Annotated in this window: 22 protein-coding genes; 12 read left to right on the top strand and 10 right to left on the bottom strand. The window is 62.6% G+C overall.

All coding sequences use genetic code 11. The features are described from left to right. Positions 1 to 76: 76 nt before the first annotated feature. The gene (locus JMJ54_RS09905) at positions 77 to 958 is read right to left on the bottom strand and encodes an MBL fold metallo-hydrolase (protein WP_203538266.1); all 882 of its coding nucleotides are present in this window, start codon (positions 956 to 958) and stop codon (positions 77 to 79) included. A 103-nt stretch (positions 959 to 1,061) separates the two neighbouring features. Between JMJ54_RS09905 and JMJ54_RS09900 the strand changes: the two genes are divergently transcribed. The 7 genes from JMJ54_RS09900 (at position 1,062) to JMJ54_RS09870 (ending at position 6,267) form a co-directional block, all read left to right on the top strand. Continuing rightward, positions 1,062 to 1,970: a LysR family transcriptional regulator gene (locus JMJ54_RS09900; RefSeq protein WP_203538265.1), complete on the top strand. Its 909-nt coding sequence runs from the start codon at positions 1,062 to 1,064 to the stop codon at positions 1,968 to 1,970. Between the two features lie 384 nt (positions 1,971 to 2,354). Next, complete coding sequence (locus JMJ54_RS09895) at positions 2,355 to 2,732, top strand: hypothetical protein (protein ID WP_203538263.1); 378 nt, start codon at positions 2,355 to 2,357, stop codon at positions 2,730 to 2,732. 63 nt (positions 2,733 to 2,795) lie between these two features. Next, a complete protein-coding gene (locus tag JMJ54_RS09890) occupies positions 2,796 to 3,299 on the top strand; it encodes a hypothetical protein (protein WP_203538261.1) in 504 nt (167 codons plus the stop codon). A 22-nt stretch (positions 3,300 to 3,321) separates the two neighbouring features. Further along, positions 3,322 to 3,741: a DUF695 domain-containing protein gene (locus tag JMJ54_RS09885; protein WP_203538259.1), complete on the top strand. Its 420-nt coding sequence runs from the start codon at positions 3,322 to 3,324 to the stop codon at positions 3,739 to 3,741. 128 nt (positions 3,742 to 3,869) lie between these two features. Continuing rightward, entirely contained in the window at positions 3,870 to 4,241 is a 372-nt protein-coding gene (locus tag JMJ54_RS09880) for an SMI1/KNR4 family protein (RefSeq protein WP_203538258.1), read from the top strand. A gap of 160 nt (positions 4,242 to 4,401) precedes the next feature. Further along, a complete protein-coding gene (locus JMJ54_RS09875; protein ID WP_203538257.1) occupies positions 4,402 to 4,758 on the top strand; it encodes an acyl carrier protein in 357 nt (118 codons plus the stop codon). Between the two features lie 1,017 nt (positions 4,759 to 5,775). Then, the gene (locus JMJ54_RS09870; RefSeq protein WP_203538256.1) at positions 5,776 to 6,267 is read left to right on the top strand and encodes a GNAT family N-acetyltransferase; all 492 of its coding nucleotides are present in this window, start codon (positions 5,776 to 5,778) and stop codon (positions 6,265 to 6,267) included. Between the two features lie 252 nt (positions 6,268 to 6,519). On the opposite strand, the gene JMJ54_RS09865 is transcribed toward JMJ54_RS09870, so the two are convergent. The 8 genes from JMJ54_RS09865 to JMJ54_RS09830 all read right to left on the bottom strand — a co-directional run bounded on the left by JMJ54_RS09865 (position 6,520) and on the right by JMJ54_RS09830 (position 16,293). Continuing rightward, a complete protein-coding gene (locus JMJ54_RS09865) occupies positions 6,520 to 7,257 on the bottom strand; it encodes an SDR family oxidoreductase (RefSeq protein ID WP_203538255.1) in 738 nt (245 codons plus the stop codon). Between the two features lie 70 nt (positions 7,258 to 7,327). After that, positions 7,328 to 8,860: an FGGY-family carbohydrate kinase gene (locus JMJ54_RS09860; protein ID WP_203538253.1), complete on the bottom strand. Its 1,533-nt coding sequence runs from the start codon at positions 8,858 to 8,860 to the stop codon at positions 7,328 to 7,330. A gap of 52 nt (positions 8,861 to 8,912) precedes the next feature. Beyond that, positions 8,913 to 10,013, bottom strand: coding sequence for an alcohol dehydrogenase catalytic domain-containing protein (locus tag JMJ54_RS09855; protein WP_203538251.1), 1,101 nt, complete (start codon positions 10,011 to 10,013; stop codon positions 8,913 to 8,915). A 217-nt stretch (positions 10,014 to 10,230) separates the two neighbouring features. After that, positions 10,231 to 11,211, bottom strand: coding sequence for an ABC transporter permease (locus tag JMJ54_RS09850; RefSeq protein ID WP_203538249.1), 981 nt, complete (start codon positions 11,209 to 11,211; stop codon positions 10,231 to 10,233). Continuing rightward, entirely contained in the window at positions 11,198 to 12,724 is a 1,527-nt protein-coding gene (locus JMJ54_RS09845) for a sugar ABC transporter ATP-binding protein (protein ID WP_203538248.1), read from the bottom strand. The genes JMJ54_RS09850 and JMJ54_RS09845 overlap by 14 nt, the downstream gene beginning before the upstream one ends. A 100-nt stretch (positions 12,725 to 12,824) precedes the next feature. After that, positions 12,825 to 13,754: an ABC transporter substrate-binding protein gene (locus JMJ54_RS09840; RefSeq protein WP_203538245.1), complete on the bottom strand. Its 930-nt coding sequence runs from the start codon at positions 13,752 to 13,754 to the stop codon at positions 12,825 to 12,827. 122 nt (positions 13,755 to 13,876) lie between these two features. Next, on the bottom strand, positions 13,877 to 15,340 hold the full coding sequence (gene xylB, locus JMJ54_RS09835) for a xylulokinase (protein WP_203538243.1): 1,464 nt from the start codon (positions 15,338 to 15,340) through the stop codon (positions 13,877 to 13,879). A 71-nt stretch (positions 15,341 to 15,411) separates the two neighbouring features. Further along, positions 15,412 to 16,293, bottom strand: coding sequence for an AraC family transcriptional regulator (locus JMJ54_RS09830; RefSeq protein ID WP_203538241.1), 882 nt, complete (start codon positions 16,291 to 16,293; stop codon positions 15,412 to 15,414). A 664-nt stretch (positions 16,294 to 16,957) separates the two neighbouring features. Here JMJ54_RS09830 and JMJ54_RS09825 point away from each other — a divergent pair. The 3 genes from JMJ54_RS09825 to JMJ54_RS09815 all read left to right on the top strand — a co-directional run bounded on the left by JMJ54_RS09825 (position 16,958) and on the right by JMJ54_RS09815 (position 21,338). Further along, a complete protein-coding gene (locus JMJ54_RS09825; RefSeq protein WP_239000013.1) occupies positions 16,958 to 18,661 on the top strand; it encodes a sensor histidine kinase in 1,704 nt (567 codons plus the stop codon). Continuing rightward, complete coding sequence (gene btsR, locus JMJ54_RS09820; RefSeq protein WP_203538239.1) at positions 18,658 to 19,377, top strand: two-component system response regulator BtsR; 720 nt, start codon at positions 18,658 to 18,660, stop codon at positions 19,375 to 19,377. Before JMJ54_RS09825 ends, btsR begins: the two co-directional genes overlap by 4 nt. A 161-nt stretch (positions 19,378 to 19,538) precedes the next feature. Then, complete coding sequence (locus JMJ54_RS09815) at positions 19,539 to 21,338, top strand: carbon starvation CstA family protein (protein ID WP_203538237.1); 1,800 nt, start codon at positions 19,539 to 19,541, stop codon at positions 21,336 to 21,338. Positions 21,339 to 21,407: 69 nt separating this feature from the next. On the opposite strand, the gene JMJ54_RS09810 is transcribed toward JMJ54_RS09815, so the two are convergent. Continuing rightward, positions 21,408 to 21,806 (bottom strand): hypothetical protein, encoded by a 399-nt coding sequence (locus tag JMJ54_RS09810; protein WP_203538235.1) that lies wholly within the window; start codon positions 21,804 to 21,806, stop codon positions 21,408 to 21,410. An 81-nt stretch (positions 21,807 to 21,887) separates the two neighbouring features. Here JMJ54_RS09810 and JMJ54_RS09805 point away from each other — a divergent pair, with 81 nt between their 5' ends. Together JMJ54_RS09805 and argJ are read left to right on the top strand one after the other, a co-directional pair. Then, on the top strand, positions 21,888 to 23,252 hold the full coding sequence (locus tag JMJ54_RS09805) for a dienelactone hydrolase family protein (RefSeq protein ID WP_203538233.1): 1,365 nt from the start codon (positions 21,888 to 21,890) through the stop codon (positions 23,250 to 23,252). A 52-nt stretch (positions 23,253 to 23,304) separates the two neighbouring features. After that, on the top strand, positions 23,305 to 24,534 hold the full coding sequence (gene argJ, locus JMJ54_RS09800) for a bifunctional glutamate N-acetyltransferase/amino-acid acetyltransferase ArgJ (protein ID WP_203538231.1): 1,230 nt from the start codon (positions 23,305 to 23,307) through the stop codon (positions 24,532 to 24,534). Positions 24,535 to 24,547: the final 13 nt, after the last annotated feature.

Genomic DNA, 24,547 nt, shown 5'->3' with positions numbered 1-24,547 from the left:
TGCTGTCACACTGTCATGACAAGGGCAGGCCATCGGGCCTGCCCTTTTTTTATCGACCGTTACCGGTCGGCACCGCTCACTGCGGCCACTTCATTTCGCCCTTGATCACCTTGGCGCTGATCTCCAGCGTCGCATCTCGGCCGAACTGCAGGTAAAGCCGGTCCATCGCCCCGATCAGCGCCGCAGCATCCTTCGCCTTGGTCGCCTCGGTCTCGAATGCCTGCAGGTAGTCGCGAGTGAACGCGACCGACTTCAGATTCATCGGCGCGTCGCCGACGAAGTGCCCGGGGATCACGGTTTTCGGCTTCAGTGCTTCGATTTGCTTCAGCGTCGCATACCAGTTCTGCCGCGATACCGGCGTCTGGTTGTCGGCGACCCACACATGCATGTTGCCGAACACGACGACGCCACCGGTGACGGTCTTCGCCGACGGAATCCACACGAAGGTGTGATCCGGCGTTGCGCCATCAAGGCCGACGACCTTGAGCTGCCTGCCCTCGAGCGTGATCGAATCGCCCTTCAGCACTTCGGGCAGCACCAGCGACTTCGGCGCGTTGTCCTTGAGGATCGGCCCCCAGTACGCCAGCTTGCCGTCCATCGATGCCCTGATTTTCTCGACGGTCTGCGGCGTGGCAACGATCTTCGCGTTCGGGAACGCGGCCTTGAGCGTATCGAGGCCGAAGTAGAAATCCGGGTCGCTGTGGCTGATGTAGATCGTCGTCAGCGTCTTGCCGCTGGCGCGGATTTTCTTGACCAGCGCTTCGGCGTCGTTGCGCTGGAACTGCGCGTCGATCAGCACTGCTTCCTTCTTGCCGGTCACGAGTTCGGACGACACCGGGAAGATGCTCTTGCTGCCCGGGTTGTAGACGTCGACCTTGAGTGCCGGCGTCGCCGCGACGGCGAACGACACCGCGCCGGCGGCAACGAGGGCGGCGGTAGCGGGTGCGAACTTGAACATGATGGCCTGCCTTGTGCGAGTGGAATGACCCCATCATAGGTTGATCAAACCGCTTCAAATACCGGCTAGACTGCGCATGTTTGTTGCATAAATCGAGCCAATCATGGACCGGATCACCGCCGCCCACGTTTTCGTCACCATTGCCGACCGCGGCAGCATGATTGCCGCCGCCGACGCGCTGGAGATGTCGCGCGCCATGGTCAGCCGCTATCTGGCGCAGATGGAGGACTGGGCCGGCGTGCGGCTGATCCAGCGCACCACGCGCAAGCTCAGCCTGACCGACGCCGGCGAAGCCGCGCTGCAGCGCAGCCGGGCGCTGCTCGAACTCGCCGGCCAGATGCGCGAGACCGCGCAGGACGCCGGGCCGCGCGGGCTGCTGCGGGTATCGTGCGCGCAATCACTCGGCGAGGCGACGATCGCCGCGGCGGTCTGTGCGTTTCTGGCCCGCCATCCGCAGGTCCGCGTCGACCTGCAGGTCAGCAGCCATGCGGTGCATCTGGTCGAGGAGCGCATCGATCTGGCGATCCGCATCACCAACGAGCTCGACCCCAACCTCGTTACCCGGCCGCTGGCCGGTTGCGATTCGGTGCTGTGCGCGGCGCCGGCCTATCTGGCCGCGCACGGTACGCCGGCACATGTCGACGAACTCGCCCGCCACCATTGCCTCGGCTACGCCTACTTCGGCAAGAGCCTGTGGCAGTTCAGCCGCGGCGACGAGCGCTTTGCCGTGCCGGTCAGCAGCCGTTTCAGCGCCAACGAATCGAACGTGCTGCGCGCCGCCGCGATCGCCGGTGCCGGCATCAGCATGCAGCCGCGCTACGCGGTCGCGCCGCAGCTGGCGAGCGGCAAGCTCGTCGCCGTCCTGCAGGGCTTCGAACCGCGGCGGCTCGGCATCCACGCGGTGTTCGCCTCGCGCCGGCAGATGTCGCCGGCACTGCGGGCGCTGCTCGACTTCCTCATCGACTGGTTCGCGAACGACCCGCAGTGGCAGAGCGATTCCCGCGCAAGATAGAAGGCGTTACAACGTCCGGCACATCGTGCGCTAGGATCTGATGAGTCAGAAAAAACAGCCGCTCATGCCGCCCTGCTTCCTGGATGGCGCAAGCCGTCAAACCTGATAAAGTATTTCATTCAGCCTGCGATAATTTTTCTAAAAACCAAAAAAAAAATGACAGCATTGCAAGCGATCCCTCAACCGTGCAGGCGCTGCGGTCGCAGTGTTATCCGACATGTCCAGATACATGGCCAACTTCCCGACAACGCGTATCCCTGCTGGAAGATACGGAACATTTGCTCTGCAAGAGCATCCAAAAATCCGACTGTCGGGCGTGTTATCCGACAGCTGCCGCGATATTTCTTTATGCACCATGGTGCATACACCACGTTAGGACTAAATATGCGTTGGCTCATAGTTCTCACCACACTCGCCACTATACTTTTAGTTTTCTGGGCTAGTCCGCTCAATCCTTTGCAAAATGCTCCCGGCGAAGGTGAAGCTTCCACAAAAGCATATAAAAATCTGGCCATTGTAATACAAGCGCTTGAAAAATATAAAGGCGAGAAAGGCTCATACCCAAATGAATTAGGTCTGCTCACCCCACAATACCTTGCAAAGCTGCCAGACATTTCAAATGAACGGCACAACACCAAACTTGACTATTCTTCTAAAAATCAAGGGCGTGAATATGAGCTTGAATTTAGCTATCATGACCCCGGAACCAATTCATGCGTCTACTCATTTCCAGATGGATGGAGTTGCACTGGGGCGTACTAAGCCCTAACACTTCAGTCAACCGGGACCGGCTAAAACCGGCCCGTCACTTCAAACGTTAGGCCAATGAGAGCTATCTTCCTCGCCACAATTGCCGCAATCGTCGCCCAACCAGTCATATTTATCCTGCGGTTTCTTCTGCCTATGCTGGCCCTAGGTGCAGACATATCTGCAAAGGATTTCTTTGTCTTTTCACTGTTCTCGGCATTGTTCGCCTCTCCATTTGCCGTTGGGGTCGGCATCCCTTCGCTGCTGCTTCTACGACATTTCAACCGCGTATCTTGGCAGATGCTAGGCTTAATTGGCTTCATTGCCGCAGCCCTCCCTCTTGCTATCTACAGCTGGCCTGAATACCCAGGTTCCTCATCCGGGGGCAACTGGTATGGCACGCCGGTACACTTTGTTGTCGATGGGCAAAAGACTCTCTATGGCTGGCTAAGTTATGCGCAGAACGTCCTATTCTTTGGGGTCCACGGCTTGGCTGGTGGGCTCGCATTCTTCTTCGTTTGGCGTCGCTGGTCGGAGCCTAACACTTCATTCAACCGGGACGGGCTAACGCCCACCCATTAATTCAAACGTTAGGAGGTTCCGAGTGGTCACTTGGGTACTAGCGCAATCGTCTTCCCCCAACGGCATTCACCTTCTGAGGCTGGCTCAATTTGAGCACGAGTTCTCATTTCGGAAATTCCCCGAACGACTGCACATTACTTGGACTTATCGCAGCGGGGCCAATTTTGCTCCAAGCGATGCGGACCTCCAAGAGATGGAAGAATTCGAAAATCGCTTATGTGAACGCATTGAAAGTGCATCCACGGCTCAACTCATAGCGTCATTTACCGAACCTAGCTATCGTGAATACATATTTCACGCTCGTGATACCAAGCCCTTTCTCAAAATATTAAACAGCTTGCCAAATTTTGGATACAAACTCCCAATTGAGGTTAGCGGCGAGTTTGACGCGGAAGGTATGTTTTACCATAGCTATGCAGGCACACTGATAGCCACCTCCTAACACTTCATTCAACCAGGACTGGCTAAAGCCAGCCGGTTAATTCAAACGTCAGGGTTCAATATGCTCATAGACAGCCACTTGCATCAGCAAATCACAACGGCCAAAACAAAAAAAGAAAGCCAGTATTTGTGCTGCGTACCACGCCAACGAAGAATGATCTCCAAGAAGTAGAAACGTCCATTGGCATGAAGTTTCCTGAAAGCTATGCTAATTTTGCCCTAAACATTGGAATTGGTGATTTCTCAGATGAATTACGACTTTTTTCGCCAGCCGAAATTTACCGCTTCGATGTCCCTGATACACCTTTTGATGGGTGGGTGGCGTTCGCCACCGACAGCCTCGGCAATCATCTCTCGTTTAATCCAGACGAAGCTCCAATAAATAATGAACTTAGCATTTTTTTCAATGTCACGATCCATTCGGATTCGGTTTTATTGCGTCTTCCTTTGCGGAATTTCTCGAAATTCTCAATTCACACCATTACGCATATGAACAAATGATGAAAGAACTCACCTCGTTTCAGGAGGTCCCCTTTCCACAAAGCCTGATATCAAAGCGTCCATGGTGGAAAATTTGGCAGAGATAGAGAGCCCCTACACTTCACTCAACTCGGACGGGCTACTTCCCGTTGCTCAATTCAAACGTTAGGCGGCCAGCCGCATGTGCTCGCAGATTGAAACCGATGTCAAAGCATTTATTGCAACCTTCACAGGCTGCACCAGAGAAAGTGTTCAGCCAGAATCAACGTTATTTGGTGATCTTGGAATCGACGGTGACGATGCCGTCGAATTTTTCGAATCCTTTTCAAAGAAATTCGAAATTGACATAACTGGCTTTAACTTCCAACATCACTTTGGCACAGAGGGATCCGGGGCTTTGGCTGCCTTTAATTGGATTAAAATGCTTTTTCGAACTGGATCACCAGAAGACAAGGCATGTATTGAAGCGATAACTATAGAAAATTTGGTTCTAGCCGCCGAGAGAAAAACCTGGAGGAACCTTGACTCCTCCGCCTAGCACTTCATTCAACCCGGCCCAGCTAAATCCAGACGGTCAACTCAAATGCCATGATTCAATGAACGCATTTCGGCAAAGGGTAGTCGTAAGCGTAATTGCATTTACTGCTTTGTTGCTGATCGCAAGCATCCTGGCGGTAACTGCAGCAATAGATGCTGCAACTCACAGTAATTACCCCTTCAGTCCAAGCTCTACCTCCGTAACTAATTTTCGCTCCACGCTCCTTCTCGGCATTCTACCAGCCCTGCTAATCGGAGCACCTTCTTATGTGCTACTTCTTCGCAAGGGCTGTGCTCGTTGGCATTACGCCTTAGCACTTGGCATCTTGCCCGGTTTGGTGGCTTTACCACTTGAGCCCGATCTAAGCATATTGGCAATCGTTTGTGGCGGAGCCGTGGCATTGCTGACCCATATTGCGTGCAGTCGGTGGTGCCCTAACACTTTATCCAACCCTGCCGGACTGCCGCCCGCAGCTTAATTCAAACGTTAGCCGTCACAACCGATGCGAACTTACCCGTTATTTGATCGGCAAGGCCGCCTCTGTTCCTTTGAGGTGAGTTCACTACTGGGGCGTCGTGTTGTGCTCCGTATAGCCGCATCAATTCCCGGGGCTGCCATCACCCGCACCAACTTGCGGAAAGACACATTTTGCGAATTCTCGGTCGCAGGGGCACTCTTCACCATTGAAGAGCCCTACGGTGACAACAGTCGATTTTTGATAGATCCGGTAGACGAATCTGGCATGCAGTTCATCGAAGCTGTTCGCGCGCACTTTGCAGCAAACCGAGTAAGCTCTTGGGTAGTTTGCTTTTGTGCATTGCTGTGCTGCGGAGTTCTATTACTGGCTGCCTACGGTGCTGCACACCGTTTCATTGTGCGGGATCGTTGTTTAGATTCGGGGGGCCGTTGGAACCAGCAACTCATTGAGTGTGAAGGTGTGCGTAATGACGGCCAACATGTCAGCCAATCGGGACAGGCTAAATCCGGCTAACCACCTCCAATACAGGGCATCCGCACATGAGCATTTCAGTTGAGCCATTGGCTCCCGCGCATTTCGAGCAACTCCATTGTCTCTTTGATGCGGTAAGCCGCGAGGAACGCTTTCTGGCTTTCTGCTCAAGCGGATCACGAGAAACCACGTACGCCTATTACCAACGAGTTGTTGACTCAAACCACTCACACTTCGTTGCAGTTGAAAACGGTACGGTTATCGGGTGGTGTGACGTCTTTCCGCTGCCTGGCGAAATGCGCGCTCACTGCGGTGTTTTGGGGATTGGCGTGGCAAAAGCTTTTCGCGGAAAAGGCGTCGGCCGGACACTGATTGAAGCTGCCATTGAAAAGGCAAGAAATCGCGGCATCACGCGTATCGAACTTACGGTGCGGGCAGACAACTTAACGGCCCGGAATTTGTATGAAAAACTGGGCTTTCTAGTCGAAGGGTTGCAACGCAATGGCTGGCGGTTGCACGGCCAATATTTTGACGTGCATCACATGGCGTTGATCTGGTAACGCCCTGCGCCCCGATCAACCGGGGCCGGCGACAGCCGGCCCGTTACTTCAAACGTTAACCGTCTCATGCCAGCCATTGCGCAAACTGCACGGCAGCGCTTGTTGCGAACAATGGGGACCGGTAGTCATCAGGTATCGATCGACCGGACCTGGGTGCGATTGCGCCCTGCCCGCGAGGGAGACGGCCGTTACATCGGGACGCTAACGACAGCCAGAACGCGATCCGCGATCGTGTGGCAGGACACAGGCACTTCAGCGGCAGGTATAGCCGCCATCAACGGGCAGGCTGACGCCGGTGATCATCGCCGCCGCGTCGCTGAGCAGGAACAGCACCGGATCGGCAACCTCGACCGGCTCGGCGAAGCGGCCGAGCGGAATCGCCGCCAGCGCCGGATCGCGCTTGGCCGGATCGCTCCATGCGGCCACCGCCATCGGCGTCAGCGTCACCGTCGGGTTGACGCTGTTGACACGGATGCCAAGCGGGCCGAGTTCAAGTGCCATCACCCGCGTGATCGCGTCGAGCGCCGCTTTCGATGCGCAGTAGCTCAAGTGCGAATCCAGCGCGATCAGCGCGGCCTGGCTCGACACATTGACGATGGCACCGCGTCGTCCGACGGCGACCATGGCCTTGGCCACGTGTTTGGCGACCAGCGCCGCACCGCGTGCATTGACCGCCATCACCCGGTCGAACTCGGCCGGATCGAGTTCGAGGCAGCCTTCGAGCGAGGCGATGCCGGCGCAGTTGACCAAGCCGTCCAGCGGCCGCAGATCATTCAGCGCGCTGCCGACCGACGCCAGATCGCCGACGTCGAGCAGCAGCGGCTCGAAGCCTTCGTCGCGGCGCAGCCGCTCGGCATCCTGCGACTTGCGCACGCCGGCGATCACGTGGGCGCCGGCCTGCACCAGCCGCTGTGCAATGGCCAGACCGATGCCGCTGGCAGCGCCGGTAACGAGGATGTGTTTGCCGTTCAGGTCGGGAAACAGGTTCATTGCGAAATTCCATGAAAAAGGCGGCCGGACCGGGCTCCCGGCCGGCACGCAAGGAGGAAGGGAAAGCCCGTCAGACGGCAGCCAGCCCGTGCATCACCGGTTTGAGACTGGGATAGAGGTCGCAATACAGGCCGTACAGCTTCTGGAAGCACGCCCACGCCTGCGGTTCGGGCCGGGCGCGTTCGGCCAGCGTCACCCAGCCACGCTCGGCATCCGCCGCGCCGACCATGCCGGTGCCGACCGCCGCGAGCAGCGCCGCACCAAGTGCCGCCTCGACTTCCTCGACGATGGTGTAGACCGGGTAGCCGGTGATGTCGGCGATGATCTGCATCCACAGGTCCGAATGCGCGGCGCCACCGACGACGATCAGGCGCTCGTCCAGCCGCTCGGCGCCGCGGGCGCCGGCTTCCATATTGTGTTTGAGCGCAAAGGTCACGCCTTCGAGCACGGCGCGGTACAGGTGGGCACGGCTGTGGAACAGCGACAGCCCGACGAAGGCGCCGCTAGCTTTTGCATCCCAGACCGGGCTGCGCTCACCCATCAGATAGGGCAGGAACAGCACGCCGTCGGCGCCGGGCGGCACCGCCTGCGCACGCCGTTCGAGCAGCACGTGCGGATCGATGCCCTGCGCCCTGCCCTCGGCGATCTCGGTCTGGCAGAACTCGTCGCGGAACCAGCTGACCGAGGCGCCGGCGGTGATTGCGCCGCCGAAGATGTAATTGTCGCGCTCGCCGTTGTAGACGTGCGGCATGCTGATCAGCCCGTGGCGGGCGTCGACGTCCTTGTTCAGATAGCCCCAGCACATGCTGGTACCGATCATCGCCACGTGGTCGCCGGCCTTGACGACGCCGGCGGCAAATGTCGCCACCGCCGCATCGACGCCGCCGGCGATCACCGGCGTACCGGCCGACAGCCCGAGCGCGTCGGCCCATTGCGGCAGCAGTCCGCCGACCACGTCGCTGCTGTGTACCAGCCGCTCCGGCATCATGGCCGCCGGAATGCCGAGCATCGCCATCGCCTCGGCCGACCACGTCCGTGCCTTGATGTCGTAGACGCCGCCGATATTGCCGGCCGAGCTGTGGTCGACGGCGACTTCGCCGGTCAGCAGGTAGTTCACGTAGCTGTTCGGCGGCAGCAGGTAGCGCGTTCTCGCCCAGACTTCGGGCCGCTGATGCTGCAGCCACAGCATCTTGGTGTAGCCGTAATAGCTGTCGACACCGTTGCCGGTGAGGTCGTACAGCCGCTCGAGGTCGACGCCGGCCTTTACCCGCTCGACCTCGTCACCGGCGCGCCGGTCCATCCAGATCAGGCACGGGTGCAGCGGAGTCATGTCCGCGTCGACCGGAATGCCCGAACCGCCGTACAGGCTGCTGACGCAGACCGCGCACACGCTCGCCGGCGGTACGGCGCTTTTGGCCATCACCTGCCGTACGCATTCGCACACCGCATCGAACCAGACCTGCGGCCACTGCTCGGCCCACAGCGGCCGGGGCGTGTCGACCTGATAACCCTGCGCATGCTGGGCAATGATGGCGCCGCCGGCATCGACCAGCAGCGCCTTGGTACTCTGGGTGCCGATGTCGACACCGATCACGTAAGCCATGGAATCCTCGCTCCATGCCCGCCCGAAGACGGGCATGGCGTTCAATGCGGCATCAGGCCGCGTTGGGGGTCAGCAGTACCTTGATCGAATCGAGCGAATCGGCCACCTTGATCGCGGTATCCCACTCTTCCAGCGTGTACTTGTGGGTAACGATGCCCTTCGACGTCACGAGGCCGCGGTCGAGCAGGTCGATCGCGATCGGGTAGCAGTACGGGCCCAGATGCGCGCCGCGGATGTCCAGTTCCTTGCGGTCGCCGATGATCGACCAGTCGGCGGTGGTTTCCTTGCCGAACACCGAGAACTCGACGAAACGGCCGAGCTTGCGGATCAGGTTCAGCCCCTGGTTGACGCCGATCGGCGCACCGGTCGCCTCGATGTACACATCGCAGCCGTAGCCGTCGGTCAGCGCATCGACGATGGCCTTGGCGTCTTCCTTCGACGGATCGATCACCACGTCGGCACCGAACTGCAGCGCCAGATCGAGCCGCTCGCGCACCAGATCGATGACGACCAGCTTCTTCGGCGTCTTGAGTCTGGCGACCTGTACCATCATCAGCCCGATCGGGCCGGCGCCGGCGATCACCACCACGTCGTCGAGCTGGATGTCGCCACGGTTGACGGTATGCACCGCGCACGCCAGCGGCTCGATGATTGCCGCATCCTCGAGCGAGACCGAGTCCGGAATCCGGTGGACGACGGCGTTCGACGGCAGGCGCATGTAGTCGGACATGCCGCCTTCGGCGACTTCGCGCTGGAAGCCGAAGATGTTGTGGACCTCGCACATCCAGTACTTGCCGCTCTTGCAGAAGCGGCACTTCTCGCACGGGACGATCTGCTCGGCGATCACGCGCTCGCCGGTCTTGAAGCCGAAGTGCTCGTCGGCGCCCTCGCCGACCTCGACCACCGTGCCGAAGAACTCGTGCCCCGGCACCACCGGCGGCTTGACCCAGCGTTCGGTGCTGTTGCTGCCCCAGAACATCGCCGCGCCCGAATGGCACTTGCAGTCGCTGGCGCAGATGCCGCAGGCGTCGATCTTGATGACCAGCTCGCGTGCACCGGCCTTGGGCCGGCGGACCTTCTGGTAGCGGTAGTCCTTCGGGCCGTGGCAGACGACGGCGTTCATGTCGACTTCGTGATACTGGTACTTGCTCATGGTGCGCTCCGGTAAAGGTGAAGCAGGTGGAATTCGCGGCGTGCAGCGCCCCCTGCCGGGCGGTTTTCGCCGCCGGCATCGGTGTGCACGGTTGGGTTAAAGGGTCGGGGACTCAGCGGCCGTCAGCACGCTGCGAAGACAAGGCGTACGCGCGAAGACAGTACATTCGGGTACGGCAAGCGCGTGCAACGCAGGATTCGCGGCGTGCTGGCGGTCGCTAGCGGCGTTTGGTGCGCTCGCGGCTGATATAGATCGCCAGCAGGATGATCACGCCCTTGATGATGTTCTGGACGTAGGGCGACACGCCCATCATGTTCAGCCCGTTGTTGAGCACGCCCAGCATCACCGCACCGATCAGCGTGCCGACGATGGAGCCGCGGCCGCCCGAGATCGCCGTGCCGCCCATCACCACCGCGGCAATCGCGTCGAGTTCGAACGACACGCCGGCATTGGGCTGGCCGGACATCAGCCTCGAGGTCAGCACCAGGCCGGCAATCGACGCGGTCAGGCCCGACAGGCCGTAGACCAGCAGCTTGTAGCGCGGCACGCGCACGCCGGAGAGCCGGGTCGCCTCCTCGTTGCCGCCGATCGCGTAGATGTAGCGGCCGACCGGAGTGTGGTCGAGCAGCACGTAGGCGGCGACGAACACCAGCAGCATGATCAGCACCGGCGCCTGCAGTCCCAGTACCCTGCCGCTGCCGAAGAAGGCGAACCAGTCCGGCAGGCCGTCGATCGGGTAGCCGCCGGTGTAGATCAGCGCGATGCCGCGGGCGATGCCCATCGTCGCCAGCGTGACGATGATCGGCGGCATGCCGGCGTAGGCGACGAAGAAGCCGTTGGCGACGCCGAACAGCAGGCCGACGCCGAGGCCGATGGCGATGGCCGCTTCGGGCGGCATGCCGCCGACCATCAGCCCGGCCATCAGCGTGCCGGCGAGCGCCATCACCGCGCCGACCGACAGGTCGATGCCGCCGGAGAGGATGGCGCAGGTCATGCCGACGGCGATGATCGCGTTCACCGACACCTGACGGGCGATGTTGACGAGGTTGTCCGGGTCGAAGAAATGCTCGGTCGTCAGCGCCATGGCGATGCAGACGAGCACGAGGCCGATCAGCGGGAAGAACACCGGCGACTGGCTGAAGCGCTTGTAGCGGGTGGCGAAGCCCGGCGCCGCCTTGGCGGTGTCAGGCGAATTCATGGTGAGAACCTGCGGTTGCATGGCGCATTACCTCGTTCGATTCGATGGCGTCGTCTTCCAGTACGGTGACGATGGCGCCCTGTTTGAACACCGCGACCCGGTCGCACATGCCGACGATTTCCGGCAGTTCCGACGAGATCATGATGATCGCGTAGCCCTGCGCCGTGAGCCGGCGCATCAGGTTGTAGATTTCGGCCTTGGCGCCGACGTCGATGCCGCGGGTCGGCTCGTCGAAGATCAGGATTTTGCAGTGGTGGTTGAGCCACCGCGCAATCACCACCTTCTGCTGGTTGCCGCCCGACAGCGTGCCGACGCGCGTGCCCGGACCCGGTGCCTTGACGCCGACCTGGCGCATCACGTCGACCGTGGTGCGGCCTTCCAGCCCCTGGTCGATCAGCGGCCCGACGCGCTGGTACTTGCCGAGGTTGTTGATCGAAATGTTGTCGCGGATCGAGAAGTCGAGAATCAGCCCCTCGGTCTTGCGGCTCTCGGGCAGCAGGCCGATGCCCTGCGCCAGCGCGTCGCCGGCGTTGTTCAGCTTCACCGGTTTGCCGTTCAGCCACACCTCCTTGCGGTGCGCCGGATCGGCGCCGATCACCGCGCGTGCCAGCTCGGTCCGGCCCGAACCGACGAGGCCGGCAAAACCGAGAATCTCGCCCTCGTGCAGGTCGAAACGGTTGACCGGATCGTGCTTGTAGCGCTGCAGCGCGCGTACTTCGAGCACCTTGCGGGCGCCCGGATTGCGCGCCGGCTTGGGCGGAAAGCTCTGCTCGAGCCGGCGGCCGACCATCATCTCGACCAGCGCGTCGACATCGGTCGTCGCGACGTCGGTCGTGCCGACGTACTGGCCGTCGCGCAGCACGGTGATCCGGTCGCAGACGGCGAAGATCTCTTCCATGTGGTGCGAGATGAAGATCATCGCCACGTCGTGCGCCTTGAGTTCGCGCATGATCGAGAACAGGTGCTCGGCCTCGCTCGGCGTCAGCGTCGCGGTCGGCTCGTCGAGCACCAGCACCTTGGCATTCAGCGACAGCGCCTTGGCGATCTCGACGAACTGCTGCTCGGCGACCGACAGGTGCCGCACCGGCACGGTCAGGTCGATGTCGATGCCGAGGCGGTCGAAAATCATCGCCGCGCGATGGCGCATTTCGGCCTTGCTCAACAGCCCGGCCCGGTTGGTCCGCTCGCGGCCGAGGAAGATGTTCTCGACGGCGTTCAGGTCCGGAATCAGGCTGAACTCCTGGAAAATGATGCCGATGCCGGCGGCGATCGCGTCGTTGTAGCGCTCGAACTGCCGCTCGGCGCCGTCGAAGACGATCCGGCCTGCGTCGGGCTGGTGGATGCCGCAGAGGATCTTCATCAGCGTCGACTTGCCGGCACCGTTCTCGCCGAGCAGCGCATGCACCTCGCCGCGGTTCACCGACAGGTGGATGTCCTGCAGCGCCTTCACGCCCGGAAACGACTTCGAGATGTGTTCCAGCGTCAGGATGGTTTGATTGTGGCTTTGACTCATCGTCACCCCTTGGGAGGGTTGGGGTACGCCGCCTCGCGGTAACGTACCGGTACATCCGGAACCTGTCCCGGCAGGCGCAGTCACCTTCCGGGACGGGTTCTTACCAGTTGAAGGACTTGGCACCCGCCTTGTCGATCAGCTTCACGTCGACCGGCACCGTGGCCGGGACGTTGGCGCCCCACTTCTTCGCCATCGCGATCGCCAGTGCCAGGCGGACCTGGTCACGCGGGTACTGCGCGCTGGTGGCGATGAACTTCGAGTTCGGCTTCTGCAGCGCCTTGATCGCGTCCGGCGCGCCATCGACGCTGGTCAGCTTCACGTCCTTGCCCGAGGCTTCGATCGCCGACAGCGCACCGAGCGAACCGGTGTCGTTGACGCTGAAGATGCCCTTGAGCTTCGGATTGGCCTGCAGGATGTTCTCGGTCACCGTCAGCGCGGTGGCACGTTCCTGCTTGCCGTTCTGCACCGAGACGATCTTGATGCCCGGGTACTTGGCGAGTGCCGCCTTGCAGCCGCGAACGCGTTCGAGAATCGGCACGACCGGGATGCCGTCGAGGATGGCCACGTCGCCGTTGCTGCCGATGTTCTTGGCGAGGTAGTCGCAGGCCATCACGCCGGCGTCGTAGTTCTTCGAGCCGACGAAGGAATCGATCGGGCCCTGTGCCTGCGCGTCGACGGCGACGGTGACGACGCCGGCCTTCTTGGCCGACTTCACCGCGTTCTGGATGCCGACCGAGTCGGTCGGGTTCAGCAGCAGGATGTCGATCTTCTTCTGCACCATATCTTCGACGTCGCTGATCTGCTTCGAGACGTCGTGGCGGGCGTCGGTGATCACGACCTGCGCGCCCATCGAGCCGGCGGCCTGCTCCAGCGCTTCCTTCATGGTCACGAAGTACGGGTTGTTCAGCTCCTGGAACGACATGCCGATCTTCAGCGGCGCGGCCTGCGCCGGTGCGGCAATGGCAGCGGCACAGAGGCCGGCGGCGAGGGTCTTGACGGTCAGGTTCAGAAAACGGTTCGAGTGGTACATGGCGATCTCCAGATCTCTCATCACAAAGGGACTACGGGAATGCACCGACGCTCATGGCGCGGCCGGTTCGGTTCAACAGGGCCGTGTCTGGCGCTCTCCTTCTCTCGGTTGGTCGGCGGGCCTCAGGCCCGGGCGAATTCGGGTTCCAGCGCCGCGTAGGCACGGCGGAACCGGTCGTGCCGCGCGTGCAGCAGCGCGGCCATTTCGGGATTCGGGGCGATCGTTTCGGCCACCGGCGGCACGGTGCAGACGGCCTCGACCGCTTCGCCGCCCACCGCCAGCCGGGCGAGCCGGGCCGCGCCGAACGCGCCGCCGAAATCGCCATTGGCATGGCGCAGCAGCGTGATGCCGGTGGCGCTGGCGATCAGCTCGCCCCAGAAGCGGCTCCTCGAGCCGCCACCGACGAAGGACGCGGTCCCGACGCGGCTGCCGGTCGCCGCCAGCGCGGCATAGCCGTCGGCCAGGCCGAAGGCGACGCCTTCCATTACCGCGTAGCCGACGGCGGCGCGGTCACTGGTGCCGTTCAGGCCGAGCAGCGTGCCGCTGGCGCGGGCATTGTTGTGCGGCGTGCGTTCGCCGTTCAGGTAAGGCAGGAACAGCGGCGCGCGGGCGGCATCGGCACGCTGCGCCAGCCCGGCCAGATCGCCGACCGGCGTCTGCGTCAGTTGCGACGCCCACGTCAGGCTGGCGGCGGCCGAGAGCATCACGCTCATCTGGTGCCAGCGCTGTGGCAGCGCGTGGCAGAAGGCATGCACGGCCTGCGCCGGATTGGGCAGGAAGCGTTCGTTCGCGACGAACATCACGCCCGACGTGCCGAGCGAGATGAAGGCGTCGCCCGGTGACACCGCGCCGATGCCGACCGCCGCTGCGGCGTTGTCGCCGGCGCCGCCGGCCACGACGACTTCGTGGGCGATGCCCCATTCGGCCGCCAGTGCCGGCCGCAGCGCGGCACCGGCCTGCGAACCTTCGACCAGCCGCGGCATGCTGGCGCGGTCCAGCCCGGTGGCGTTCAGCATCCGGTCGGACCAGTCACGGCCGGCCACGTCGAGCCACAGCGTGCCGGCGGCGTCGGACATCTCCGAGACGAATTCGCCGGTCAGCCGGAAGGCGATGTAGTCCTTGGGCAGCAGCACCTTGTCGACGCGGGCGCGGATCGCCGGCTCGTACTTCTGCAGCCACAGCAGCTTGGGCGCGGTGAAACCGGGCATCGCCAGGTTGCCGGTGATCTGCCGCGACTGTGGCACCAACGCTTCGAGTTCGATGCACTCGGCGTGGGCGCGGGTGTCGTTCCACAGGATGGCCGGGCGCAGCACGCGCTGGTGCTTGTCGAGCAGCACCGCGCCGTGCATCTGCCCCGAAAGGCCGATGCCGCGCAAGGCGGCGAACGCCTCGGGCGCGGCGCTGCGCACCCGGTCGATCGCTTTGAGCGTGGCGTGCCACCACTCGTCCGGGCTCTGCTCGGACCACAGCGGTTGCGGGCTGGCAATGGCGAGCCGGACGGCATCGCTCGCCAGCAGCTTCTGTTCGTCGTCGACCAGCATGGCCTTCACTTCGGAAGTGCCGAGGTCTAGCCCAAGGAATGTCACGATGTAGCGCTCCCCTCCCGGCGCGTTTTTTCGCGCAGGATCGGTTGTTCGGTTCGGATTTCAGCGGCCGGTCAGGCGGCGCTGAGGCAGGCGGCGTTCAGTTGCTGGCAACTTCGGAACTTCGACGGCGACATGCTCTTCTGCGCCAGGAAGTGCCGGTTGAAGTTGGACACGTTGTTGAAGCCGACGAGGAAGCAGATCTCGGTGACGGTGAACTCGCTGCTCGCCAGCAGTTCGCACGCCCGGTTGATCCGCATCCGGTTGATGCACTGCACGACCGACATGCCGGTGTGCTTGCGGAAGTAGCGCGAGAACGCGCTGACGCTCTGCCCGGCCAGTTCGGCCAGATCGGCTTCGGGCAGATCGCTGGCGAGGTTCTCGCCGATGTAGGACAGCACCTGGTTGATCGTCGACGACATGTAGTGCTCGGGGTCTGCCCGGTAGCCGGCACTGGCCAGCGGCTGGCGGTGTTCGCACCGCGCCAGCAGGTCGAGCAGCGACAGGAACAGCACGATGCGGCGGCAGCCCTGCGCGTCGAGCAGCTCCTCGAAAATCGGTTTGGCCGCGGCGGCGGTGTGTTCGCAGAACACCAGCCCGCGCTGCGATTCGGCCAGCAGCTTCTGCGTGTGGGCCAGCTCCGGAAACGCGGCGATGCCGTTGCTGATGTACTCGGCCGGAAACTGCACGATCAGGCCGCGGCGCTCGACGGTCTGACCCTCGGGCAGTTCGCTGACCCAGTTGTGCGGCAGGTTCGGCCCGGTCATCACCAGATTGCCCGGGGCGAAATCGCCGATGAAATCGCCGACGAAGTACTTGCCGCTGGTTTCGGCGATCAGCTGGATCTCGTACTCCGGGTGGTAGTGCCAGCGCACGGTACGGAACGGGTAGCCGTGGTACCAGACACGGAACGATTCATTGCCCTGCAGTTCGACAACTTCAAGGTCTGGGGTCATGGTGCTGCTCCTTTCCCCGCAGCCGGCGGCACCTGCGGCACGACCCACTGCAAACTGACGGAAAACGGATGACGGTGCATGGGGGCGCATCGGCATCACCCCCGTTCGGCCATGGTGGACATGACAAACGGGCGCAACCTTCCATAAACCACGGGCCCGCCGCAGCGCCAATCCGGTTTTCCCCCTAGCCGGTGCGCGGCGGCGGCATCCAGCCCGTCCGCGCAGCACCCGGCCGGGCGCAGAACCAATGTCGTCATCGCTTGCTCCGTGTGTCGTATCCAGTCCGGCCCGTTCTGCCCGCGCCCGGGGTCTTCGCCCCGAAACGGTGCCCTGCTTGCCGCGTCCCCTAGCCTTCCGGGCAGCGCGCAGCTGAAACATAATTTTTTCGACTACATGCGGACAACCACAAAAACCGGTCGATACCGATACTTTTTTGCACGAAACCCTTGTCCGGCATCAGGGAAACATGAAGTTTCCCGCAACGCACTACACGGCAAAGGTGCGCCAGCGCTAGAATCCGCCGCCGCACGCATTGCGGTGCACCGCTTGCCCGCGCGCCCCGAAAAGGGGCTGCCGCACGACCGGAAAAGCTGCAAAACCCCACCATGCCGACGACAATCGGTAAGAAATGCATCGTTCGGCGATGCCGTCAGGAAGTCCCGGCATGATCTTCGACCAGTTCAATCTCGTGCTGCTGCTGTTGCAGCAGATGTGCGTTTACCTCGTGATCGCGTATCTGCTGTCGAAAACGCCGCTGTTCATTCCGCTGATGCAGGTGACGATCCGCCTGCCGCACAAGCTGGCGTGCTATCTGGTCTTTTCGACCTTCTGCATCCTCGGCACCTATTTCGGCCTGCACATCGACGATTCGATCGCCAACACCCGGGCGATCGGCGCGGTGCTGGGCGGCCTGCTCGGCGGGCCATCGGTAGGGCTGGCAGTCGGTTTCACCGGCGGGCTGCACCGCTATTCGCTCGGCGGGCCGACGGCGACCGCCTGCATGATCTCGACCGTCACCGAAGGGCTGATCGGCGGTCTGGTCCACCGCTGGCTGATCCGTCGCGGCCGCGTCGACATCCTGTTCACGCCGTGGCTGGTCGGCGGCGTCGCGCTGTTCGCCGAGGTGATGCAGATGCTGATCATCCTCGCCGTCGCCCGGCCGTTCGCGATGGCGGCGCAGCTGGTCGAACACATCGCGCTGCCGATGCTGGTCAGCAACACCATTGGCAGCGCGATGTTCATGCGCATCCTGCTCGACCGGCGGGCAATGTTCGAAAAGTATTCGACCGCGTTCTCGTCGCGCGCGCTGAAAATCGCCGCCCGTGCCGAAGGCGCGCTGCGCGACGGTTTCAACCAGGAAAACAGCACCAAGGTCGCGCGCATCATCTACGAGGAAACCGGCGTCGGTGCGGTGGCGATCACCGATCGCGACAAGCTGCTGGCCTTCATCGGCATCGGCGACGATCACCATCTGCCCGGCACGCCGATCACCTCGGCCTATACCTTCGAGGCCATCGCCCGCAACGAGGTCGTGTTCGCCGACGGTAACGCCATGCCCTACCGCTGCTCGATCCGGCCCGGCTGCCCGCTCGGTTCGACGCTGGTGATTCCGCTGCAGGGCGAAGGCGACCGCGTCGTCGGCACGATCAAGCTGTACGAGCCCAAGCGCAAGCTGTTCTCGCGACTCAACCGCACGCTCGGCGAAGGCATCGCCAAGCTGCTCTCGCGGCAGATCCTCGCCGGCCGCGTCGATGCGCAGCAGCAGCTGCTGGCGCAGTCCGAGATCAAGCTGCTGCACGCGCAGGTGAACCCGCACTTCCTCTTCAACGCGCTGAACACGATCAGCGCGGTGATCCGCCGCGACCCCGACCACGCGCGCCGGCTGATCCAGTACCTGTCGACCTTCTTCCGCAAGAACCTCAAGCGCCCGAGCGACGTGGTGACGCTGGCCGACGAACTCGAACACGTGAACGCCTATCTGCAGATCGAACTGGCGCGCTTTGCCGGCCGGCTCGACGTCGCAATCGACCTGCCCGAGCGCTTTCTCGGTGTGCAGCTGCCGGCGTTCTCGCTGCAACCGATCGTCGAGAACGCGATCAAGCACGGCACGTCGCAACTGCTCGGTGCCGGGCGGATCCGCATCCATGCGCATGCCGACGGCGACGTGCTGAGCCTGGTGGTCGAAGACAATGCCGGGCTGTACCACCCCAAGCCGGGGGGCGACGGCCTCGGCATGAATCTGGTCGACCGGCGCATCAAGGTCCGCGACGGCACGCGCTTCGGCGTGCGCGTCGAGTGCGAACCCGACGTCGCCACCCGCGTCATCCTGCAACTGCCGCTGGCGACACAGCCGGAGCACACAACATGATCAGGATCCTCATCGTCGACGACGAACCGCTGGCCCGCGACGAACTCGCCGAACTGCTGGCGCCCGAGGCCGACCTGCAGATCATCGGCCAGGCCGGTAACGCCATCGAAGCCATTGCCGCGATCAACCGGCTGCATCCGGACGTGGTGTTCCTCGACATCCAGATGCCGCAGATTTCCGGCCTGCAACTGCTGGCGATGCTTGATCCGGAACGGATGCCGCACATCGTTTTCGTCACCGCCTTCGACGAATTTGCCGTGCAGGCCTTCGAGGAACACGCGTTTGATTACCTGCTCAAACCGGTCGAACCGGCGCGGCTGGCCAAGACGCTCGCGCGACTCAGGAAGGAACGTGCACCGCAGCAGATCGATGCGATCGGCGGCAACGCGCCGCTGACGCAGCTGCCGTGCTACGGCCACAACCGTGTCTATTTGCTAAAGGTCGATGCGGTCGAATACGCGCTGTCCCGCCTCAGCGGCGTCTATCTGGTCGACGCCGACGGCAACGAGCACTTCACCGAGCTGACGCTGAAAACGCTGGAGGACAAGACGCCGCTGCTGCGCTGCCACCGCCAGCACCTCGTCAACCCGGCGCGCATCGCCGAGATCCGCTTCGGCGACAACGGCGCCGCCGACATCCACACCGTAGGCGGGCTGACGGTACCGGTGAGCCGGCGCTTCCTGCGTACGGTGAAGGATGCGCTCGGCATCATCTGACGCCCGCCAGCGCACCTAGACGGGGAACAAAGCGCCAACCGCTCCCCCCGGGTTTGGCACCGCTCGCATCCGCCGGCAACCGCTGACCCGATCCGGCCACCTTTCGATCAAGCCACGCGCACAAGATGGCGGCATTCCATTTCACCCACCGGAGTGCCGCCATGGATCACGCCCTGACGTTCGTGATCGCCACCATTTGCATCCTGATGATCTGCTACCGCCTGTACGGGGTGTTTTTCGTCCGCAAGGTGTTGCGAGCCGATGATACAAAAATCACCCCCGCCCACGAGCTCAAGGACGGCAAGGATTACCTGCCGACCAACAAGTGGGTGGCCTTCGGCGGCCACTTCGCCGCCATCGCCGCCGCAGGCCCGCTGGTCGGCCCGGTGCTGGCCGCGCAGTACGGCTATCTGCCGAGCTTTTTGTGGCTGCTGATCGGCTGTGTGATCGGCGGCGCGGTGCATGACACCGTGGTGCTGTTCGCGTCGATGAAGCACCGCGGCAAGTCGCTGTCCGAAGTCGCCAAGACCGAGCTCGGTCCGGTGGCGGGCTGGTGCACCGGTCTGGCGATGCTGTTCATCATCACCATCACCATGGCCGGGCTGTCGATGGTCGTGGTGCATGCGCTCGAACGCAACCCGTGGGGCGCGTTCGCCGTGTTCATGACGATCCCGATCGCGATCTGTGTCGGCCTGTGGGAAAAGATGACCGGCAGCATGAAGAACGCCAGCTATGTCGGCATCGTCGCGATCATGGCCTGCGTGTTCGCCGGCCCCTACATCCAGCACACGATGGTCGGTGAATGGCTGTCGCTGAACGCCAAGACCGTGTCGCTGATCCTGCCGATCTACGCCTTCTTCGCCACCGCACTGCCGGTGTGGATGCTGCTGACGCCGCGTGCCGCGCTGTCGAGCTTCATGAAGATCGGCGTGTTCGGCCTGCTGATCGTCGGCGTGGTGTTCATCAACCCGCAGATCCAGTTCCCGGCGGTCACCGACTTCATCCACGGCGGCGGCCCGGTGCTGGCCGGCCCGGTCTGGCCGTTCATCTCGATCACCATCGCCTGCGGCGCGATCTCGGGCTTCCACGCCTTCATCGGCTCGGGTACCACGCCCAAGCAGATCGACAAGTGGAGCGACATCCTGCCGGTCGGTTTCGGCGCGATGCTGGCCGAATGCCTGGTCGGCGTGATGGCCCTCGTTGCCGCCACCGCGCTGCACCCGGCCGACTACTTCGCGATCAACTCGACCCCGGAAGTCTTCAAGACCCTCGGCATGGACGTGATCCACCTGCCGGCGCTGAGCCAGTCCATCGGCCTCGACCTGCAGGGCCGCACCGGCGGCGCGGTAACGCTGGCCGTCGGCATGGCGGACATCTTCACCAAGATCCCGTGGTTCTCGTCGCTGGCGTCGTACTTCTTCCAGTTCATGGTGATGTTCGAAGCCGTCTTCATCCTCACCGCCATCGACTCGGGCACCCGCGTGTCGCGCTACCTGCTGCAGGATTTCCTCGGCGATCTGTGGGCGCCGCTGAAGCGCACCGACTGGATGCCCGGCGCGATCGGCACCAGCATCCTCGCCTGCATTGCCTGGGGCTATCTGCTGAACTCGGGCGACATCAACTCGGTGTGGGCGCTGTTCGGCGTGTCGAACCAGCTGATGGCGTCGGTCGGCCTGATCATCGGCGCCACCGTGATCCTGCGCATCGCCGAAAAGCGCGTCTACATGCTGACCTGCCTGATCCCGCTGGCCTATCTGTTCGTCACGGTGAACTACGCCGGCTACTGGATGATCGACAACGTCTACTTCAACGCCGCCGCCAAGGGCTACAACATCTTCAACGGCATCATCTCGATCGTGATGATGGCGCTGGGCGCGGTGATCCTGGTCTCGGCACTGATCAAGTGGAAGGAAATGCTGGGGCTCTCCCCGGCAGCGCGGCTGAAGCTGGCGCAAGCCTGATTCCCTCTTCCCCGCAAAAAAACCGCCGGTACGCCCGGCGGTTTTTTCATGTCCGGCCAGCCCCCGGCCTCAGCGCGACGACGTCCGCACGCAGCGGTAGGTCAGTTCAGCACCATCGAAACGGCCGGACAGGCTGGCGTCGGCCGGGCACACCGCATAGGTCCAGCCGCGATACAGCTGCACCGACTGGTGCGGCGGCACCGTCCGCTCCTGCGCCTCGGTACCCGGGCCGAGATCCTCGACCCGACTGCACGGCCAGTTGACGTTGCTCGCCCCCGGCAAGGCACAGCCCAGCATGCGGACCGGCTTCGAGCAGACGTTGCGGTACAGCGGATCATCAAGTGGGGAGGCTTCGGCACGCGCCGGCTGCAGGCAATCGACGGCCTCCGGAACGCGGGTTTCAAGCGTCGCCGACCATGCAGCGGGGGCGGCGAACAGAACCAGCAGGATCAAGCGTTGCGGGGCCATGGTGGACTCCTTGGTCGGGCAGCGCCGGACAATGCGAGTGAAAGGCGGCACCTGATTCCGCTATAGCGGATTTGCGCGGGCGTGGCGGCCGCCCAAGACAAATGGTTGGTTATAGCAATAATTATTACCGATCATTTCCAGCCGCTTTCTACTGGAGAAAAATTCGATGCCGCACGATCGCGTTGCCCCTACAATCGACCTCCGACGCGTCCACCGGAATGTTGCATGCTCCCCACCCGCTTCTTTGCCCTCCTGCTGCTGTTCGGCTGTATCACCGCCTATGCCGCCGACGACGACGGCCCGCCCCTGCGCAAGGACCTGAACGAGCAGGTACTGATGCTGCCGGTCAAGCCGGGCATTTTCGGCTTCGACCTTGAAACCACCCTGTTCAAACCCGACGGCGCGGGACCGTTTCCGTTGGCTGTCATCAACCATGGCAAGAATTCCGGCCAGACCTTCTATCAGGATCGCCAGCGCTACACGGTAATGACGCAGGAATTGCTCAAGCGCGGTTATATCGTCGCGCTACCGATGCGCCGCAGTTTCGGCAAATCTGGCGGGGAATACCGCTTCGAAGGCTGCAATCTGGCGCAGGACGCCCGCAATCAGGCCGACGATGTTGCAAAGGTCATCGAGCTGCTCCGCGAACGACCCGATGTCGACGGTAGCCACATCCTTGTCATGGGACAGTCGCACGGCGGATTTACCAGCCTGGCATTGGCCGAGCGGGATATTCCCGGCATGAAGGCCGTACTGAACTTTGCCGGCGGGTTGTACTACAGCAAGGATTGGCCTGGCTGCACTTGGGAGCCTTCGATCAACAAGGCATTCGAGGCACTGGGCAAGGACGCCAAGGTCGACTCGCTCTGGTTCTATGGCGAGAACGATTCACTGTTTCCCCCCCGGATCGCGCAGTCGTTTTTTACCCGCTATACCGAAGCCGGCGGCAAAGCTGAGCTGGTGAGCTTTCCGGCCTTCCGCCAGAATGCTCACCTGATGTTTGGCACGCACGAAGGCTTCGAGAAAATCTGGTGGCCCAAGGCCGAGCCCTTCCTCAAAGCGCACGGCTTGCCGACCATGGTGATCAATCCGCAATACGTAGATCCGCCCACACCCAAGCCCAGCGGCTACGCCGAAATGGCCAATGTCGATGCGCTGCCCAAGCACATCAGTGATGAAGCCCGGGCCGAATACCGCAAGGTGATTACCGAGCAATCGTCCCCTCGTGTCTTCGCCTTCAATCCCGATGGCCCCGGCTTTGCCTACCTGACGGGATACAACGATGCTGGCGCAGCGCAGTACTACGCGCTGAAGATGTGCCAATCGGCCGCTAGAAAGCCGTGCCAGATCTACCTGCTGGACGATGTAGTCGTCTGGCCCACACCAGCCGCAACTACTGTCGATACAACCACGGCTGGCCGTTCCAAAACCACGCCTGAAAGCTGAACCCGACTGCGGTAAACTCGCCGTTTTCCCCGCGCCGCCAGAGAGCCCCGCCATGCCCGTGAATCTGCCCGAACTCGATCCCGCCCAATTGCACGCCGTCGCCGGCGTGGAAATCGGTATTGCCTCCGCCGGCGTCAAGACCGTCGGCCGCAAGGACGTGACCCTGTTCCGATTCGCGCCGGGCACACGCGTGGCGGGTGTGTTCACACTCAACCGCTTCTGTGCCGCGCCGGTGCGCATCTGCCAGACCCATCTGGCCGAAAGCGGCGAAGTCCGCGCGCTGGTGATCAACACCGGCAACGCCAATGCCGGCACCGGTGTCGACGGCTTCGAGCGCGCCAAACAGATCTGCTTCGCGACTGCCGAAGCGCTGGGCGTCACCCCGGCCGAAGTGCTGCCGTTCTCGACCGGCGTGATCCTCGAACCGCTGCCGTTCGAGAAAATCATCGCGGCGCTGCCGGCCGCCAAGGCCGATCTGCTGCCTTCCAACTGGGCCGCCGCCGCGTACTCGATCATGACCACCGACACCGCGCCCAAGGCCAAGTCGGTGCAGCTCGAAATCGGCGGCAAGCTGGTCACCGTCACCGGCATCGCCAAGGGCGCCGGCATGATCCACCCGAACATGGCCACCATGCTCGGCTACGTCGCCACCGACGCCAGCGTCAGCCAGTCTCTGCTGCAGGACCTGGTGAAGTGGGCAGCCGACCGCTCGTTCAACTCGATCACCGTCGACGGCGACACCAGCACCAACGACAGCTTCATCCTCGCAGCCACCGGCCAGGCCGGCAACGCCGAAATCGATGACGCGGCCAGCGCCGAATTCTCGCTGCTGCGCGACGCCGTGCTAGAAGTCAGCCAGTACCTCGCCAAGGCCATCATCCGCGACGGCGAAGGCGCGACCAAGTTCATGACGATCAAGGTCGAAGGCGGCAAGACCTGGGACGAGTGCAAGACGGTCGGCTACGCGATCGGCAAGTCGCCGCTGGTGAAAACCGCCTTCTTCGCCTCCGACCCCAACCTCGGCCGCATCCTCTGCGCGATCGGCTACTCGGGCGTCGACGCACTCGACGTCGACCAGCTCGAAGTCTGGCTCGACGACGTCCTCGTCGCCAAAGACGGCGGCCGCCACCCGGACTACAAGGAAGAAGACGGCCAGCGCGTGCTCAAGCAGTCGGAAATCACCATCACCGTGAAGCTGGGCCGCGGCAATGTCGAAGCGACGGTTTGGACGTGCGATTTCAGCTATGACTATGTGAAGATCAATGCGGATTACCGGTCTTGATTGGTGAGTTGTA

The organism is Jeongeupia naejangsanensis (assembly GCF_016865585.1).
Taxonomy (GTDB): domain Bacteria; phylum Pseudomonadota; class Gammaproteobacteria; order Burkholderiales; family Chitinibacteraceae; genus Jeongeupia; species Jeongeupia naejangsanensis.
Note: the sequence above shows the minus strand (reverse complement) of the source record. Positions and strands in the feature narration are given on the sequence as shown.

Coding starts and splice junctions, on each gene's coding strand:
- JMJ54_RS09905 (WP_203538266.1), bottom strand. CDS start 958: ATGTTCAAGTTCGCACCCGCTACCGCCGCCCTCGTTGCCGCCGGCGCG.
- JMJ54_RS09900 (WP_203538265.1), top strand. CDS start 1,062: ATGGACCGGATCACCGCCGCCCACGTTTTCGTCACCATTGCCGACCGC.
- JMJ54_RS09895 (WP_203538263.1), top strand. CDS start 2,355: ATGCGTTGGCTCATAGTTCTCACCACACTCGCCACTATACTTTTAGTT.
- JMJ54_RS09890 (WP_203538261.1), top strand. CDS start 2,796: ATGAGAGCTATCTTCCTCGCCACAATTGCCGCAATCGTCGCCCAACCA.
- JMJ54_RS09875 (WP_203538257.1), top strand. CDS start 4,402: ATGTGCTCGCAGATTGAAACCGATGTCAAAGCATTTATTGCAACCTTC.
- JMJ54_RS09870 (WP_203538256.1), top strand. CDS start 5,776: ATGAGCATTTCAGTTGAGCCATTGGCTCCCGCGCATTTCGAGCAACTC.
- JMJ54_RS09865 (WP_203538255.1), bottom strand. CDS start 7,257: ATGAACCTGTTTCCCGACCTGAACGGCAAACACATCCTCGTTACCGGC.
- JMJ54_RS09860 (WP_203538253.1), bottom strand. CDS start 8,860: ATGGCTTACGTGATCGGTGTCGACATCGGCACCCAGAGTACCAAGGCG.
- JMJ54_RS09855 (WP_203538251.1), bottom strand. CDS start 10,013: ATGAGCAAGTACCAGTATCACGAAGTCGACATGAACGCCGTCGTCTGC.
- JMJ54_RS09850 (WP_203538249.1), bottom strand. CDS start 11,211: ATGAATTCGCCTGACACCGCCAAGGCGGCGCCGGGCTTCGCCACCCGC.
- JMJ54_RS09845 (WP_203538248.1), bottom strand. CDS start 12,724: ATGAGTCAAAGCCACAATCAAACCATCCTGACGCTGGAACACATCTCG.
- JMJ54_RS09840 (WP_203538245.1), bottom strand. CDS start 13,754: ATGTACCACTCGAACCGTTTTCTGAACCTGACCGTCAAGACCCTCGCC.
- JMJ54_RS09830 (WP_203538241.1), bottom strand. CDS start 16,293: ATGACCCCAGACCTTGAAGTTGTCGAACTGCAGGGCAATGAATCGTTC.
- JMJ54_RS09825 (WP_239000013.1), top strand. CDS start 16,958: ATGATCTTCGACCAGTTCAATCTCGTGCTGCTGCTGTTGCAGCAGATG.
- btsR (WP_203538239.1), top strand. CDS start 18,658: ATGATCAGGATCCTCATCGTCGACGACGAACCGCTGGCCCGCGACGAA.
- JMJ54_RS09815 (WP_203538237.1), top strand. CDS start 19,539: ATGGATCACGCCCTGACGTTCGTGATCGCCACCATTTGCATCCTGATG.
- JMJ54_RS09810 (WP_203538235.1), bottom strand. CDS start 21,806: ATGGCCCCGCAACGCTTGATCCTGCTGGTTCTGTTCGCCGCCCCCGCT.
- argJ (WP_203538231.1), top strand. CDS start 23,305: ATGCCCGTGAATCTGCCCGAACTCGATCCCGCCCAATTGCACGCCGTC.